Source organism: Streptomyces sp. BB1-1-1 (assembly GCF_031597775.1).
Classification (GTDB): domain Bacteria; phylum Actinomycetota; class Actinomycetes; order Streptomycetales; family Streptomycetaceae; genus Streptomyces; species Streptomyces thinghirensis.
The window spans coordinates 7,081,114-7,096,254 of the sequence record NZ_CP134203.1 but is presented as its reverse complement, the minus strand read 5'-3'; the positions used below and the strand labels follow the sequence as shown (position 1 = coordinate 7,096,254).

At 74.1% G+C, this 15,141-nt stretch carries 11 protein-coding genes; 7 read left to right on the top strand and 4 right to left on the bottom strand.

The annotated features are described in order from the left end of the window. Positions 1-14: 14 nt before the first annotated feature. Together solA and RI578_RS32520 are read left to right on the top strand one after the other, a co-directional pair. Positions 15-1,187, top strand: a complete 1,173-nt coding sequence (solA, locus tag RI578_RS32525; protein ID WP_310874385.1) for an N-methyl-L-tryptophan oxidase — start codon at positions 15-17, stop codon at positions 1,185-1,187. Then, on the top strand, positions 1,184-2,338 hold the full coding sequence (locus RI578_RS32520; protein WP_310874384.1) for an aromatic ring-hydroxylating dioxygenase subunit alpha: 1,155 nt from the start codon (positions 1,184-1,186) through the stop codon (positions 2,336-2,338). Before solA ends, RI578_RS32520 begins: the two co-directional genes overlap by 4 nt. On the opposite strand, the gene RI578_RS32515 is transcribed toward RI578_RS32520, so the two are convergent. The 4 genes from RI578_RS32515 to RI578_RS32500 form a co-directional block, all read right to left on the bottom strand. Further along, the gene (locus tag RI578_RS32515; RefSeq protein ID WP_310874383.1) at positions 2,335-7,017 is read right to left on the bottom strand and encodes a hypothetical protein; all 4,683 of its coding nucleotides are present in this window, start codon (positions 7,015-7,017) and stop codon (positions 2,335-2,337) included. The genes RI578_RS32520 and RI578_RS32515 overlap by 4 nt on opposite strands. A gap of 54 nt (positions 7,018-7,071) precedes the next feature. Next, a complete protein-coding gene (locus RI578_RS32510; RefSeq protein ID WP_121745837.1) occupies positions 7,072-7,953 on the bottom strand; it encodes a hypothetical protein in 882 nt (293 codons plus the stop codon). A gap of 64 nt (positions 7,954-8,017) precedes the next feature. Further along, complete coding sequence (locus RI578_RS32505; RefSeq protein ID WP_310874382.1) at positions 8,018-9,544, bottom strand: hypothetical protein; 1,527 nt, start codon at positions 9,542-9,544, stop codon at positions 8,018-8,020. Positions 9,545-9,656: 112 nt separating this feature from the next. Beyond that, complete coding sequence (locus tag RI578_RS32500; RefSeq protein ID WP_310874381.1) at positions 9,657-10,352, bottom strand: GntR family transcriptional regulator; 696 nt, start codon at positions 10,350-10,352, stop codon at positions 9,657-9,659. Between the two features lie 176 nt (positions 10,353-10,528). Here RI578_RS32500 and RI578_RS32495 point away from each other — a divergent pair, with 176 nt between their 5' ends. Genes RI578_RS32495 through RI578_RS32475 form a run of 5 tightly spaced genes read left to right on the top strand, consistent with a single transcriptional unit; the run spans position 10,529 to position 14,987 of the window. Continuing rightward, positions 10,529-11,851 carry an MFS transporter gene (locus RI578_RS32495; RefSeq protein WP_310874380.1) on the top strand — a complete coding sequence of 441 codons (1,323 nt, stop codon included), beginning with the start codon at positions 10,529-10,531 and terminating at the stop codon, positions 11,849-11,851. Continuing rightward, positions 11,848-12,681: a putative hydro-lyase gene (locus RI578_RS32490; RefSeq protein ID WP_310874379.1), complete on the top strand. Its 834-nt coding sequence runs from the start codon at positions 11,848-11,850 to the stop codon at positions 12,679-12,681. Before RI578_RS32495 ends, RI578_RS32490 begins: the two co-directional genes overlap by 4 nt. A 46-nt stretch (positions 12,682-12,727) precedes the next feature. Next, on the top strand, positions 12,728-13,486 hold the full coding sequence (locus tag RI578_RS32485; protein WP_310874378.1) for a 5-oxoprolinase subunit PxpA: 759 nt from the start codon (positions 12,728-12,730) through the stop codon (positions 13,484-13,486). Next, a complete protein-coding gene (locus tag RI578_RS32480) occupies positions 13,483-14,121 on the top strand; it encodes an allophanate hydrolase subunit 1 (protein WP_310874377.1) in 639 nt (212 codons plus the stop codon). Before RI578_RS32485 ends, RI578_RS32480 begins: the two co-directional genes overlap by 4 nt. Next, positions 14,118-14,987, top strand: a complete 870-nt coding sequence (locus RI578_RS32475) for a biotin-dependent carboxyltransferase family protein (RefSeq protein WP_310874376.1) — start codon at positions 14,118-14,120, stop codon at positions 14,985-14,987. The genes RI578_RS32480 and RI578_RS32475 overlap by 4 nt, the downstream gene beginning before the upstream one ends. Positions 14,988-15,141 lie beyond the last annotated feature (154 nt).

The following is a 15,141-nucleotide window of genomic DNA, read 5'->3' as shown; positions in this document are numbered from 1 at the left end:
CCAGGAGGCTCCCGATGTCCCCCACCTACGACGTGATCGTCATCGGCCTCGGCGGCATGGGCAGCGCCGCCGCGCACCACCTCTCCGCGCGGGGCGCCCGTGTGCTGGGCCTGGAGAAGTTCGGCCCGGTGCACAACCGGGGCTCCAGCCACGGCGGTTCCCGGGTCACCCGGCAGTCGTACTTCGAGGATCCGGCGTACGTCCCCCTCCTCCTGCGCGCCTACGAGCTGTACGAGGACCTGGAGCGGGCCACCGGCCGGGACATCGCCGTGCTGTGCGGCGGGGTGATGGTGGGCCGGCCCGACTCGTGGACCGTCTCGGGCTCGCTGCGCTCGGCACGCGAGTGGGACCTGCCGCACGAGATGCTGGACGCCCGGGAGATCCGCCGCCGTTTCCCGACACTCTCCCCGGCGGACGACGAGGTCGCGCTGTACGAGGCCAAGGCCGGTCTCCTGCGCCCCGAGAACACCGTCGCCGCCCACCTCCAGCTAGCCACCCGGCAGGGCGCCGACCTGCACTTCGACGAGCCGATGACGCGCTGGGAACCGTACCGGGACGGCGTCCGGGTGCACACCGCAGAGAACACCTACACCGCCTCCCGGCTGGTGCTCTGCCCGGGCGCCTGGGCACCGCGACTGCTGGCGGACCTGGGCGTGCCTTTCACGGTCGAGCGGCAGGTCATGTACTGGTTCCAGCCGAAGCACGGCATCCGCCCCTTCCTCCCCGCCAACCAGCCGATCTACGTCTGGGAGGACGCGGCCGGCGTCCAGGTGTACGGCTTCCCGGCCATCGACGGCCCCGACATGGGTGCCAAGGTCGCCTTCTTCCGCAAGGGGCGGGCCACCACCCCGGAGACCATCGACCGGACGGTGTACGACCACGAGGTCGAGGCGATGGCCGACCACATGTCCGGCCGCATCCCGGATCTGCCCGGGACCTTCCTCAAGGCCGCGACCTGCATGTACACCACCACAGCGGACGAACACTTCGTCATCGCCCGGCACCCCGCGCACCCCGACTCGGTCACTGTGGCCTGCGGTTTCTCCGGGCACGGTTTCAAGTTCGTGCCCGTCGTCGGCGAGATCCTCGCCGACCTGGCCCTGACCGGCAGCACCGCCCACCCCATCGGTCTCTTCGACCCCGCCCGTCTCGCCGCCGCCGCGCCCGTCTCAGGAGCACTCACGTGACGACGACTCCCCTGTCCCCCTCGTCCCCCAGCCTCATCGCGACCCTGCCGGGCCACTACTACACCGACCCGGGGGTCTTCCGTCAGGAGCAGCGGCACGTCTTCGAGGCGATGTGGTTCTGCGCCGTCCGCGGCGCCGACCTGGACCGGCCCGGCGCCTTCCGCACCGTTCAGATCGGCCGGGAGAGCGTCCTCGTCACCCGTACCCGCGCGGGCGAGCTGCGGGCCTTCCTCAACATCTGCCGGCATCGCGGGGCCCGGCTGTGCACGCAGGAGTCCGGGCAGGTGCGCCGCGGCCTCCAGTGTCCGTACCACGCGTGGACGTACGACCTCGACGGCAGGCTGGTCGCCGCGCCCAACCTGACGAAGATGCCGGACGTCGACCGTTCCGCGTACGGCCTGGTCGCGGTCGCCCTGCGCGAGTGGCTCGGCTACGCCTGGGTGTGCCTGGCCGACACGCCGCCCTCCTTCGAGGAGACCGTGATGGGGGCGGCCGTCGAACGGCTCGGCGACGCGGCCGCGATCGAGCGGTACGGGACGGAGCGGCTGGCGCTGGGCCGGCGAATGACCTATGACGTGCGCGCCAACTGGAAGCTGATCGTCGAGAACTTCATGGAGTGCTACCACTGCGCGACCATCCACCCCGAACTCACGGACGTGCTGCCGGAGTTCGCCGACGGCTACGCCGCCCAGTACTACGTGGGCCACGGCGCCGAGTTCGGCGAGGAGGTGAAGGGCTTCACGGTCGACGGCAGCGAGGGCTTCGGCAGGCTGCCCGAAGTGGCGAACGACCAGGACCGCCGCTACTACGCCGTCACCGTCAAGCCGACGGTCTTCGTCAACCTCGTACCGGACCATGTGATCCTGCACCGCATGTTCCCGCTCGCCGAGGACCGCACGGTCGTCGAGTGCGACTGGCTGTACGCCCCCGAGGTCGTGGCGTCCGGGGCCGATGTGTCGAAGTCGGTCGAGCTGTTCCACCGGGTGAACACGCAGGACTTCGAGGCCTGCGAGCGCACCCAGCCGGCGATGGCGTCGCGCGCCTACCGCTCGGGCGGCGTGCTGGTACCGACCGAGCACCACATCGGGATCTTCCACGAGTGGCTGCTGGAGCGGCTCGGCGGCCGGGACGACCGGGACCTGTCCCCCTAGGCGGGTGTCTGCGCGGGGCGCTTGTACATGCGCGTCGCCGTGATCTCGCTGTGCACCGCCTCTCCTTCGCCCTCACCGGCCGGGACCGGCTGGGGCAGTCCCGGCCGCAGGTGTTCCTCCACGCTGATGTACTTGAGGCCGGCCCTGAGATCGGCGTCATTGCGCAGCCGGATGACCAGCGGGAACTCGGCGAGCGCGGTCGTGTCGAACAGGCCGGTGGTGTACAGCAGCTGGACGCCGAGCGCGTGGGACACGGCCCGCTGGAGCTCCAGCAGATAGGTGGCGTTCGCGCGCCCGATGGGGTTGTCGAGGAACAGGGTGCCGGCGTGGCGGTGCCGGTCGCGGCCCCGGTCGTTGCTGCGGAGCGCGGCCATCGTGCAGTACAGGGCGATGGCCGCGGTGAGCAGCTGGCCGCCGGAGAAGACGTCGCCCATCTGGCCGACGGGGACGCGCTCGGCGCGCAGTACGGCGTCGGGCTTGAGGATCTCGACGGCGACGCCCTTGGGCGTCAGGGCGGCGGCGACGCCGCGAAGCAGCAGGGACATGCCGTCGCGGCGCAGGTCGGAGTTCTTCTTGACGGCCGCCCGGGTGGCCTCGTCGACGACCTCGCCGAGCCGCTCGGTGAGCGTGGCCTGGTCGGGTTCCTCGAAGCGGATGCGCAGGAACTCCTGCCCGGACCACTCGCCGAGTCCCTCCGGGAGCCGGGAGAGCCGCTGGGCGGAGCGGAGCGTGGCGAGGGCCGACTCGACGAGGCCGCGCAGGCGGTCCACGATCGAGTCGCGGTTGCGCTCCAGCTGGGCCAGTTCGTCGGTCAGAACGCGCAGGCGGGGCGCGAAGGCGTCCGCCCACTTGCCCGCGTGCTCGGGCAGCGCGGAGGCGGGCAGCTCGCGGATCTGCTGGCGGGCGGGGGTGCGGACCTGCTCGTAGCGGGTGGAGTTGGCGTGCCGGACGAGGATGTCGCTCGCCTCGCGCACGGCGGCCTCGGCGGCGGACAGGTCGGCGGCGCAGCCGCGCAGGGAGCGGCGGGCCTCGGCGGCGGACTGGCGGGCCTCCTCCAGACCGCCCGGGTAGGGCTCGGGCTCCTCCTGCTCGTCCTCGGGGGCGTGCTCGCGCAGCAGGTCGCGGAGCATGGCGGCGATCTCGTCGAAGCCGCCGGCCGCGTCCTCGGCGGCGCGGTGCGTGTCGAGCAGTTCGGCGTGGGCCTCGCGGGCCTGGGTCAGTGCCTCGGTGCGCGAGGCGAGTTCGGCGGTCGCCGTGCGCAGCAGGGTCTGGGCGTGTTCGGCGTCGCGCGGGATGAGTTCCTCGGGGAGTTCGGTGTGGGCGTCGCCGTCCTCGGGGGCGAGCCGTTCGGCCTCGCCGCGCAGCCGGCCGAGCTGTTCGCTCGCGCTCGACATGCGGGTCTCCAGGAGCTGCACCAGTTCCTCGGCGCGGGCGGTGGCGGCCTGCCGGGACGGCCCGTCGGAGCCGTCGGGGGACTCCAGCAGCTGCCCGGCCCGAGTGCGGACCTTGTTGCTGAGCCGGTCCAGGTCGGCGCGGGCCGCGCTCTCGTCGCTCTCCGCGCGGGCCTGCTCGGCGCGCAGGTCGGCGCCGACGCCGACCTTCTCGTAGAGCTGGGAGGCGGCGCGGTAGGCCTCGCGGAGGGCGGGCAGGGACGCCTTCGGCGCGTCCGTGCCGTCGTCCGGCGCGTCCTGCGATGCCTCCCCCGGTACGTCGTCGGGGGCACCGGCGATCTCGGAGCGCTCGGCGCGCAGCGTGCGGGCGGTGCGGCGGGCGTCGTCGGCGGCCCGCTGAGCGGCGCGGCGGTCCTCGTCGGCGGCGCGGGCGCGCTCCAGGCAGGCCTGGGCGCGGGCCTCGGCCTCGGCGCCCTCGTCGGCCAGTTCGCGGAGCCTGACCTGCCAGCCGGCGCGCTCGCGTAGCCGGAAGGCGAGTCCGGCGAGGGCGTCGGCGGCGCGGCGGGCCTTCTGCGCGGCCTCCTGCCGCTCGTCCCGCATCCGTACGGCTTCGGCGGCGCTCTCGTCGGCCTCGGCCCGCGCGGTTCGCGCCTCGGTCAGCTCGGCCTCGGTCTCCTCGGCGAAGGCACGCGCCTCCTCGGCGGTCCGTGCCAGCTCGGCGAGGCGTCCGGCGGGGCAGCCGGTGCGCCAGGAGGCGAGCCGGGCCGCCAGCTCCCGGTCCTTGCCGAGCCGGGCGGCGAGGGAGCGGATCTCCTCGTCCCGCTCCGTCGCCCGTGCGCGCAGCGCGTGCCGCTCCTCGTCGGCGGCGTGCTCGTCGTGCATGGCGGGGTTCGGCGGTACGAGGAATACATCGCCGGTGTCGGTGTCGGAGTCCGGCGCCGGGGTGGGCGCGAGCAGGGCGGCGGCCGTGCCGACGGCGACGGCGGAGCGCGGCAGCAGGGCCGCGTCGCCGAGGACGTCCCGGGCGCGGGTGTGCGAGTCGGGGTCGGTGATGATCACGCCGTCGACCAGTTCGGGACGGGCGGCCAGCACGCGCGCGTGGTCGGCGGGGTCGACGGCCTGCGCGAGGTAGCGCCAGCCGGGCAGGGCGGGGATGCCGTGCTCGCCGAGGAACTCCACGGTGGCCAGTACGTCCGGGCCGGGCGGCAGCAGCCCGCCGTCGCCGAGGGCGCCGAGGATGCGGGAGTCGTCGGCGGCGGCGGTGCGCAGCTCGAACAGCTGGCGTTCGGCGGAGGAGACGGTGCCGTCGAGCAGCTCGCGCAGCTCGTCGGCGAAGCGGTCGAGCTCCTCGGGCGTCAGCGCTCCTTCCGTGGCCCTGGGGGCGGTGGTCCGATCGTCACCGTCCGCGTCCTGGCGGGGCTGGGGGATGCCCGGGCGGGTCTCGCCGGCCAGGCCGAGCAGTTCGGCGAGCCGTTCCTCGGCAGTCAGGGCCTCGGCCGTGCGGTGCTCGGCCGCGTGGGCGCGCTCGGCCGCGGTGGCCGCGTCCGCCGCGCGGGCCGCCGTCAGTTCGGCGCGGCTCTCCGCGGCGGCGGCCTCGCGCGCGTGCTCCGTGGTCCGGCGGGCCGCCTCACGGGCGGTGTCCCAGGCCGCGACGGTCGTCTTCTCGGCGTCGCTGGCCGCGAGGGCGGCGCGGGCGGGGTCGGCGTCGGGCGTGCTGTCGTCGAGCCAGCCGGCGCGGACCGCCTCGGCGGTCTCCTGCTCGACCTCGGTGAGGCGCTGGCGCAGGTGCCCGGCCTCGCTGCGGGCGCGCTGCGCCTCGGTGGCGGCGGTGGTGGAGTCCCGGTGGGCGGCGTCGCTGACCTCCTGGAGGGAGGCGGACCGCTCCTCCTCCTCGTTGGCGTGGTGCTCGGCCTTCCCGGCCGCCGCGTGCAGGGCGCGGACGAGTTCGACGGCGGCCTTGGCGCGGGCGGCGAGCGCGGGGGCCGCGTCCCGCTCGGCCTCCTGGATGGCGGCGGACACGCGGGCGACGCGGTCGGCGGCGGCGCGGTGGCGCAGCACGGCCTCGGCGGCCTGCCAGGCGGAGTGCAGGGTGCGCGCGTCGGCGAGTTCACGCTTCTGCGCGGCGGCCGACTTCTCCGCTCCGGTCAGGGCCAGTGAGGCGTGCCGGTAGGCGAGTTCGGCGGCGATGAGGGAGCTGCGGTCCCGGGCCGACTCGGCGTGCGTGACGGCGTAGGCGGCGGCGGTGACCCGCTGGGCGAGGTCGCCGGCCCGGACCCGCTCCCGGGTGCCGCGGGCGGAGAGCCGGCGGGCCAGGGTCCTGGTCCGGCGTTCGGCGGCGGTGTGGATGTCCCGCGCGCGGGTGCGGGCGTCGGCGGCCTCGACGATCCGGCCGAGGAGGTCGACGGACCCGGCGGTGAAGTCGCGTTCGGCGATCAGCTCGGCGCGCCGGCCGAGCTTGTTGCCGAACCCGCTGACCAGGTCGGCGAGTCCGTCGGTGTCGCGGGTGTCGGTGACGGCGCGCAGCAGCAGGTCGGTGAAGTCGGAGTCCTTCTTGACCGCGAAGAGGCCGGCTGCCTCGCCCTCGTCGGCGTTCATCTCGCGCTGGTAGCGGAAGAGTTCGGGGTCGAGACCGAGGTCGCCGAGGTGCTCGATCCAGCGGTCGTGGATCTCCTCCCAGTGCACCTCCAGGTGCGGGTAGGCCTTGCCGGCCTCGGTGATCGCGTCCCGGAAGCCCTTCATGGTGCGGCGTCGGCCCTGCGCGCCGGAGACGCCCTCGACGGGCGGGCGTACCGCGGTGGCCTCGGCGACGGGCAGGTTGTCCAGGGTCATTCCGGGACCCGGGCGGAAGGAGTACCAGGCCTCGGCGAACTTCCGCGGGTCGCCCGAGACCTGGCGACCGCGCCACTCGCTGGCCTTGCCGACGACGACGCACTCGCCGGTCTGCACGTGCTGCCACTCCAGCGCCACGTGTCCGCAGTCGTCGGCGAGCAGGAACTTGCGCAGCACGCCGGAGCTGGCGCCGCCCAGGGTGTTGCGGTGGCCCGGAAGCATCACCGAGAAGATCAGCTTGAGCAGGACGGACTTGCCGCCGCCGTTCTCCAGGAAGAGCACGCCGGCCGGCGCGGGCCGGCGTGGCGGGCCGACGGGCTCCTCCTCGAAGAACTCCGCCTGCGCGGGCGCGGGATCGGGCACGGGCTCGCCCACACCGCGCAGGTCAAGCACGGTGTCGGCGTAGCGCGCACCGGCGGGTCCGATGGAGTAGAGGCGGACCCGGGACAGCTCGTACATGGCGGACTCTCGTAAGTCTTCGTGAAAGTGGGGGTGCGGGGGGCGTGAGCGGTGTCAGGAGGAGTGGAACGGCAGGCCGGCGTCGGCGACCAGTTCCAGGTCCTCCGTCTCGTCGGCGGGCAGCAGGGTCGCCGTGCCGTCGGTCACCGGGACGACGCCCAGGTCCAGCAGCTCGGCCATGGCGGCGCTGCCCGCCATGTCGCGCACCTGGAGCTGGTAGCGGGCCGTCGTGCGGTAGGTGCCGCCGTTGTCGTCGCCGGTGCGCTGGAGGAAGCCGGACTCGGTGAGGAAGGCGGCGGCCTTGCCGACGATGCCGGTGGTGGAGCCGGGGAGTCTGCGCGCGTCCTTGGTGGCGCCGGTCGCACTGCGTCTGACCCAGATCCGCCAGGCCGACTCCAGGCCCGGGGCGTCGGTGGCCGGGTCGGTGTTCTCGCCCTGTTCCTCGGCCCGCTCCTCCAGTCGTCGGCAGGCCTGGCGGACGAAGGCGTCCACTCCGTTGACGGTGACGCGGCCGATGTAGCCGTCGTCGGCGAGGTCCTCGGGGCGCGGGTAGGCCATGGCGGCTACGGCGAGGTGGGCCAGTCCGTGCAGGAAGCGGTCGCCGGCGTCGGTGGCGGCACGGCGCGCGTAGTCGCCCATGCGGACGGCGAACACCGAGTCCTCGGCGGCGGTCACGGCCATCCCCGCGCGCGGGGACACTTCAAGGACGATCAGCCCGAGGCCGGCCGCCACGGCGTCGGCGAGGCGGGCGAAGGGCGGGTCCTCGCGGTAGCGGCGCAGCAGGTCGGCGTACTCCTGGTCGCGCGCGGGCAGCAGCTTGGGCTGGAGGCCGAAGGCGACGAGCCGCGCCGCGTCGGCGGCGTCGGCGGGCGTGACGGCCGCGGTGGCCGGTGCGGCACCCGCCTCCGGTTCGCTCCGGTCGACGTGCTCGGTCACGGTCGGTACTCCTTGCTGTGCTGGTGCTGGTGCTGGTGCTCGGGGGTGAGGTCGTGGGAGCCGGTCATGCCGCCTCCGTGCGGTCCGCTGCCATCCCGGCCGCGTCCAGCAGTGCCGTGCCGACGATGAGGTCGGCGCCGCCGAACTCGGGGTCGTCCAGTTCGGTGCCGTCGTCCACGGCGAACAGGAGCTTCGGTTCGCCCTGGCGGTATGCCGTGCCGACGGGCGGGCTGGCCGCGTGGACGGCGAGCAGCGCGACGAGGTACGGCAGCTCGGGGTCCTGGGCGCGGGCGTCGGCCAGCAGCCCGGACAGCCGGCGCGGGACGTCGTGCGGCAGGTCGAGCAGCTCCATGGCCGCCGCGAGCTGCTCCTCGCTGAAGCGGCTGTCGTCCGGGGTGGCGATCAGGTCGGGTTCCGGCATCTCGGCGCCCAGGTGCTCCCGCTCCACGGGCGGGGTCAGGAGTATGTCGACGAGGTCGCCGACCCGGACGGAGACGGGCGTGCGCATCCCGGTGCCGCGGGCGAAGAAGGCGTCGGTGACGCGGAGCGCCCGCTCCAGGGGCAACGGCAGGACGGGGGCGACGAGATGGCCGTACAGGTCCAGGCCCGAGGTGGTCAGGGGAGTGGCGAAGGCCTGCCGGTCCTGTTCGGCGCGGAAGAGCGGGCCTGCCTCCAGGAGGCGGGACTGGAGCTGGGTGTGGCGGCGGATGCAGTCCTTGACGATGTCGACGAGCTCGGCCGCGCGGCGCTTGTGCTCGGGGTCCTCGGACTCGTCGCGCGCCTTGCGGATGTTGGTGAGGATCGCGTTCTCGTGGCGGTACCGGTCGGCGACGTGGTCGAGGGCCTCGGCGATCATGTCGGGGACGGCGCTCAGCCAGTCCACCGCGCGGACGTTGCGCCGGGTGGCGTCGAGGGCCCTGCGGAGGGTCTCCGAGTACTGCACGGTCCGGTACCGGGCCTGCTCGGCGGCGAGCTGGGCGTCGGCGAGCCGGCCGCGGCTGATCAGCACCTCCAGCTTGACCTCGGCGGCGATCTGGGCGCTGGTGACGTCGGTGTCCAGGGCGCCGACGAGGACGTTGACCGCCTCGTCGGTGGTGCGGAGGTAGACGGTGCCGCCGGGGCCCGGGACCTCCTCCAGGAGCTTGAAGTCGTAGTCGCGGCGCACATAGGTGCCGTCCGGCCCGAAGGTGCCGTACACCGCGCGGAAGCCGCGGTCGACGCTGCCGACGTTGATCAGGTTCTCCAGGACCCAGCGGGCCACCCGCTCGTGCTCGGCGGCGGGCCGCGCCGGGGCCTGGGCGGCGACGCGTGGGATCAGCCGGGCGACTATCTGGTCGTGGTCGGCGCCCGTGTCGAAGTCCATGTTCAGCGTGACGAGGTCGATGGCGGAGAGGGCGACCTCCGCCATGCCGTACACCGAGTACTCGCCCGCGAGGTTGGCCTTGCGTGCGTCGAGGTCGTGCAGCGGCGCCGTGCAGGCGAGCGCGCGCAGCCGCCGCGCCAGCCCCTCGTCGGCGGCCGGGCCCGGGGCGGGGCGCGGCCCCGCGCTGAGCTGGGGCGGAACGCTGTCCGTCGATGCAGGCGAAGTCACGGTGCACAGACTAGGTCCTCGGTCTGACAACGACCCAAACGACGCAGATGGGCCCCGACGCGACAGGCTTCGCAGGCGGCCCGCCCCGGCTCGCGGTCCCGCCCCCGGTGGTCTACCCCTCGTCGCCGACCCGCCGCAGGTAGACCTCCACGACACGCTTCAGCGAGTTCTCGAGGTAGATCGCGAGCAGCCGCTCGGCCGTCTCCCGCTCGCCGGTCTCCAGGGCCGCGAGGATCTCCGCGTTCCGTGCGATGTACGGCTCGTGCAGGCGCCTCGGGTCGTCCACGACGTGGAAGGCGAGGCGCAGTTCGGCGAAGACGCTGCGCATCAGCTCGTCGGTGCGTTCGCTGCCGGCGAGGGCCACCAGTTCCCGGTGGAAGTGGATGTTGGCCGTACCCACAGCTTTCCAGTCACCTTCGCGGGCCGCCCGGCGCCCGTCCTCGACGGCCCCGGCGAGTCCCTCCAGGCCGTACGGCGGCTCCCCGAGGCCCCGGACGACGGCGCATTCGACGAGGGCGCGGGTGCGGTAGATGTCCTCGACGTCCTCGACGGTCAGGACCCGGACGAAGACGCCGCGGTTCAGCTCGTGGACGAGCAGGCGTTCGTGGGTGAGCAGCCGGAACGACTCGCGCAGCGTGTTCCGGGAGACGCCGAGCGCGCCGCCGATGCTGTCCTCCGACAGGCGGGTCCCGGGCGGGAAGTAACCCTCGGCGATCCGGCTCCTGAGAATGTCCGAGACCCGCTCGGCGGTGCTGGTCCGCCCGAGGAGGGCGCGGTCGTCGGCCAGTCCCGTCAACTGCTCTGCCATGCCCGGAATTCAATCGCAGATGCCAGAACGAAACAACATGGGTATTGAGGGATCGTTGAACGATCCTCTACGGTGCCATGAAGTGAAGACACGGCGCCCGCTCCCCCCACCCGCGCCGCCGCACCGACCGGCTCACTCTCGACAAGCACCCTCCGTCCTCCCACTGCGAGGTGCCCATGAGCACAACCCCTCCACCGCAGGCCCTGTCCGCCGAGACCCGTCCCACCGACGCGGGTGAACAGACCTCGGACAACGGCCCGTTCGGCTGGCTGCGCGCCCTCGGCCCGCGGGGCCGCCGCGCCTTCGGCGGCGCGTTCGGCGGCTACGCGCTCGACTCGTACGACTACTTCACGCTGCCGCTGACCATGGTCGCGCTGGCCGCGTACTTCGGCCTGGACAGCGGTCAGACCGGCCTGCTCACGACGGTCACGCTGGTCGTCTCGGCGATCGGCGGCGCCCTCGCGGGCGTCCTGGCGGACCGCGTCGGCCGGGTCAAGGCCCTGCTGCTCACCGTGATCACCTACGCCGTCTTCACGGTGGCCTGCGGTTTCGCGCCCAACTACGAGACGCTGCTGGTCTTCCGCGCCCTCCAGGGCCTGGGCTTCGGCGGCGAGTGGGCGGTCGGCGCGATCCTGGTCGCCGAGTACGCGAGCGCCAAGCACCGGGGCCGTACCCTCGGCGCGATCCAGAGCTCCTGGGCCGTGGGCTGGGCGCTCGCCGTGGTCGTGTACACGCTGGTGTTCTCGCTGGTCGGCGATGATCTGGCGTGGCGCGTGATGTTCTGGACCGGCGCGCTGCCCGCGCTGCTCGTGGTCTGGGTGCGGCGCAGTGTCCACGACGCGCCCAAGGCCGCCGAGGCCCGCGGAAAGGGCGCGGGGAAGGGCTCGTTCGCGGCGATCTTCAAGCCGGGTACGGCCGACTCGCCGGGCCTGCTGCGCGTCACGCTCTGGGCGAGCCTGCTCTCCACCGGCGTCCAGGGCGGCTACTACACCCTCGCCACCTGGGTGCCGACGTATCTGAAGGACGAGCGCGACCTGTCAGTCGTCGGCACCGGCGGCTACCTGACCTTCCTCATCTCGGGCGCCTTCATCGGCTATCTCACCGGCGGCTACCTCACCGACCGGCTGGGCCGCAAGCGCAACATCTGGCTCTTCGCGCTGCTGTCGGCGCTGTGCATCCTGGCGTACGCGAACATCCCCAGCGGCGCCAACACCCTGCTCCTGGTGCTCGGTTTCCCGCTCGGCTTCTGCATGTCGGCGATCTTCAGCGGCTTCGGTTCGTACCTGAGCGAGCTGTACCCGACGGCCGTACGCGGCGCCGGCCAGGGCTTCACCTACAACACCGGGCGCGCCGTGGGCGCCGTCTTCCCGACCACGGTCGGCTTCCTGGCCGACAGCTGGGGCGTGGGCGGCGCGCTGGTCTTCGGCGCCATCGGCTACGGCATCGCGGCGCTGGCTCTGCTGGGGCTGCCCGAGACGCGCGGAAGGGAACTGGCATGAAGCACTCGCACCACGTGTCCGGGGACCGGCCGGTCGCCCTCGTCGACGAGCACGCGCGCGCGTGGAGCCCGAAAACGGCCCGCTCCCGCTTCCGGGAAGGGCTCACCGGCCCCACGGCCGGAGTCGCGGCCGGCCACACCCAGGCCAACCTGATCTCGGTGCCCGCCGACTGGGCGTACGACATGCTGCTGTTCTGCACCCGCAACCCGAAGCCCTGTCCGGTGCTCGACGTCACGGACGCCGGGTCCTGGACCACCGCGCTCGCCGACGGCGCCGACCTGCGCACCGATCTGCCGCGCTACCGGGTGTGGCGGGACGGCGAGCTGGTGGACGAGCCGACGGACGTACGCGCGCACTGGCGGGACGACCTGGTGTCGTTCCTGATCGGTTGCAGCTTCACCTTCGAGTGGGCGCTGACCGCGGCCGGCGTCCCGATCCGCCATGTCGAGCAGGGGCGCAACGTCCCGATGTACGTCACCACGCGGCAGTGCCGGTCGGCCGGGCGGCTGCGCGGGCCGATGGTGGTGTCCATGCGCCCGGTGCCGCCCGCTCACCTGTCGGCGGCGATCCGCGAGACCAGCCTGCTCCCTGCCGTGCACGGCAGCCCGGTGCACTGCGGGGACCCGTCGGCGCTCGGCATCGACGACCTGGGCCGGCCGGACTTCGGCGACCCGGTGGACGCCGGGCCGGACGACATCCCGGTGTTCTGGGCGTGCGGGGTGACCCCGCAGGCGGCGGTCATGGCCTCGCGTCCGCCCTTCGCCCTCACCCACGCGCCGGGGCAGATGTTCCTCACCGACGCACGGGACGATCAGTACCGCGTGGCCTGATCCGGGGATGTCCCGACACAGGCCGGAAACCGGAGACACTGGAGACATGACCTCGATCGACCTCAACGCCGACCTCGGCGAGGGTTTCGGCCGCTGGCGGCTCACCGACGACGCGGGCCTGCTCTCGGTCGTCACCAGCGCCAACGTGGCCTGCGGCTTCCACGCCGGGGATCCGGTCACCATGCGGCGGGTGTGCGAGCTGGCGGCCGAGCGGGGCGTGACGATCGGCGCCCAGGTCTCCTACCGGGACCTGGCCGGTTTCGGGCGGCGCGCGATGGACGTGCCGCCCGCCGAGCTGGCGGCCGAGGTCGCCTACCAGGTCGGCGCCCTGGAGGTGTTCGCACGCGCGGCCGGCACCCGCGTGGCGTACGTCAAGCCGCACGGTGCGCTGTACAACCGGGTGGTGCGGGACGCGGAGCAGGCCGCGGCGGTCGTCGACGGCGTGCTCCTCGCGGGCGGCGCGCTGCCCGTGCTCGGGCTGCCCGGCTCACGCGTGCTGGAGCTGGCCGGCCGGGCCGGGCTGCCGGTCGTCACGGAGGCGTTCGCCGACCGCGCGTACACCGACGAGGGCACGCTCGTGCCGCGCGGGCAGGAGGGCGCCGTGGTCACCGATCCGGACGCCGTCGTGGAGCGCTCGGTGGGCCTGGCCGTCTCCGGCACGGTCACCGCCCGCTCCGGGGCACGTGTCGAGGTCCGGGCCCGCTCCCTGTGCGTGCACGGCGACACGCCCGGCGCGGTGGAACTGGCCCGCCGGGTCCGGCAGCGGCTGGAGGCCTCGGGCGTCCGCGTGGAGGCCTTCGCGTGAACGTCCTGCCGGTCGGCGACGACGCCCTGCTCGTCGAGGTCTCCTCGGGCGAGGAGGCGGAGGCGCTGCACGCGGAGCTGCTGCGGCGCCGCGCGGAGGGCACTCTCGCGGCCCGGGAGATCGTCCCCGCGGCCCGCACCGTCCTCCTCGACGGCCTCACCGACCCGGCCCGGCTGGCGTCCGAACTGGCCGCCGCCGAAGTCCCGTCCGCTCCCCCGCGCGCGGGGCACGTGGTCGAGATCCCGGTCCGCTACGACGGTCCGGACCTGGCCGACGTCGCCGCGCACTGGGGTGTGGCGGAGGAGGAGGTGGGCCGCATCCACGCGGGTACCGAGTTCCACGTCGCCTTCTGCGGGTTCGCGCCCGGGTTCGGCTACCTCACCGGTCTGCCCGCGCGCTACGACGTCCCGCGCCGCGACACTCCGCGCACGGCCGTCCCGGCCGGTTCGGTGGCGCTGGCGGGTCCGTACACCGGCGTGTATCCGCGTTCGTCGCCGGGCGGCTGGCAGTTGATCGGCACCACGGACGCCGTGCTGTGGGACCACACGCGCGTGCCCGCGGCGCTGCTGTCGCCGGGCACGCGCGTGCGGTTCGTCACCCGTGGACACCTGCCCGAGCGTCAGGGGGGTTCATGACGGACCGTGCGCTCGCCGTCGTCCGGGCCGGGGCCCTGACCACCGTGCAGGACCGGGGCCGCCCCGGACACGCGCACCTCGGCGTCCCCCGCTCCGGGGCGCTCGACGCGCCCGCGGCTGCGCTGGTGCTCCGGCTGGTCGGCTGCCCGCCCGACGCCGCCGTCCTGGAGACCACGCTCACCGGCTGTGCCGTGCGTCCGCGTTGCGCGGTGACGGTGGCGGTCGGCGGCGCCCCCTGCCCGGTGACGGTGGACGGACGGCCGGTGCCCTGGGGTGCGCCGGTCGACGTGCCGGCCGGTGCGCTGCTGAACGTCGGAGCGGCCGACTCCGGCGTCCGCAGCTATGTGGCCGTCTCCGGCGGCGTCCTGGTCGAGCCGGTCCTCGGCAGCCGCTCCACCGACCTGCTGTCCGGCCTCGGGCCGCCGCCCCTCACGGACGGCACGGTGCTGCCCCTGGGGCGGCCGCGCGGGCAGCACGCGCGCGTGGACGTCGCCCCGCAGCCGGCGCCCCCCTCGGAGCTGGTCCTGCGGGTGACGCCGGGCCCGCGCGCCGACTGGTTCACGCCGGAGGCGGTACGGACGTTCACCTCGCGCGCGTACCGGGTGTCGCCCGCGAGCAACCGCATCGGACTGCGCATGGACGGACCGGCACTGCAACGCGCCCGCCCGGGCGAACTCCCCAGTGAGGGCATGGTGCTGGGCGCGGTCCAGGTGCCGCCCGACGGCAGGCCGGTCGTGTTCCTGGCCGACCATCCGACGACCGGCGGCTACCCGGTGATCGGCGTCGTCCGCACCGCCGACCTCCCGGCGGCGGCCCAGACGCCACCGGGGACTCCGGTGCGCTTCGTCGCCGTCCACCGACACTGACACGGCGACACCACGGCACCACGGCACCGCGACACCGCGACACCGCCCTCGGGCGCTCCGGGGCCCGACGCCGGTGCTGCCGGTCCGCGTGCCGCCGTGCGCGGGTACCCACGCCGTACGACGACGGCGAGGCGCCCGCGCGGGGGTACGTCTG

What these genes read in the sequence shown, in the direction of transcription:
- solA (WP_310874385.1), top strand. Translation starts at nt 15, where the DNA reads ATGTCCCCCACCTACGACGTGATCGTCATCGGCCTCGGCGGCATGGGC.
- RI578_RS32515 (WP_310874383.1), bottom strand. Translation starts at nt 7,017, where the DNA reads ATGTACGAGCTGTCCCGGGTCCGCCTCTACTCCATCGGACCCGCCGGT.
- RI578_RS32500 (WP_310874381.1), bottom strand. Translation starts at nt 10,352, where the DNA reads ATGGCAGAGCAGTTGACGGGACTGGCCGACGACCGCGCCCTCCTCGGG.
- RI578_RS32495 (WP_310874380.1), top strand. Translation starts at nt 10,529, where the DNA reads ATGAGCACAACCCCTCCACCGCAGGCCCTGTCCGCCGAGACCCGTCCC.
- RI578_RS32490 (WP_310874379.1), top strand. Translation starts at nt 11,848, where the DNA reads ATGAAGCACTCGCACCACGTGTCCGGGGACCGGCCGGTCGCCCTCGTC.
- RI578_RS32485 (WP_310874378.1), top strand. Translation starts at nt 12,728, where the DNA reads ATGACCTCGATCGACCTCAACGCCGACCTCGGCGAGGGTTTCGGCCGC.
- RI578_RS32475 (WP_310874376.1), top strand. Translation starts at nt 14,118, where the DNA reads ATGACGGACCGTGCGCTCGCCGTCGTCCGGGCCGGGGCCCTGACCACC.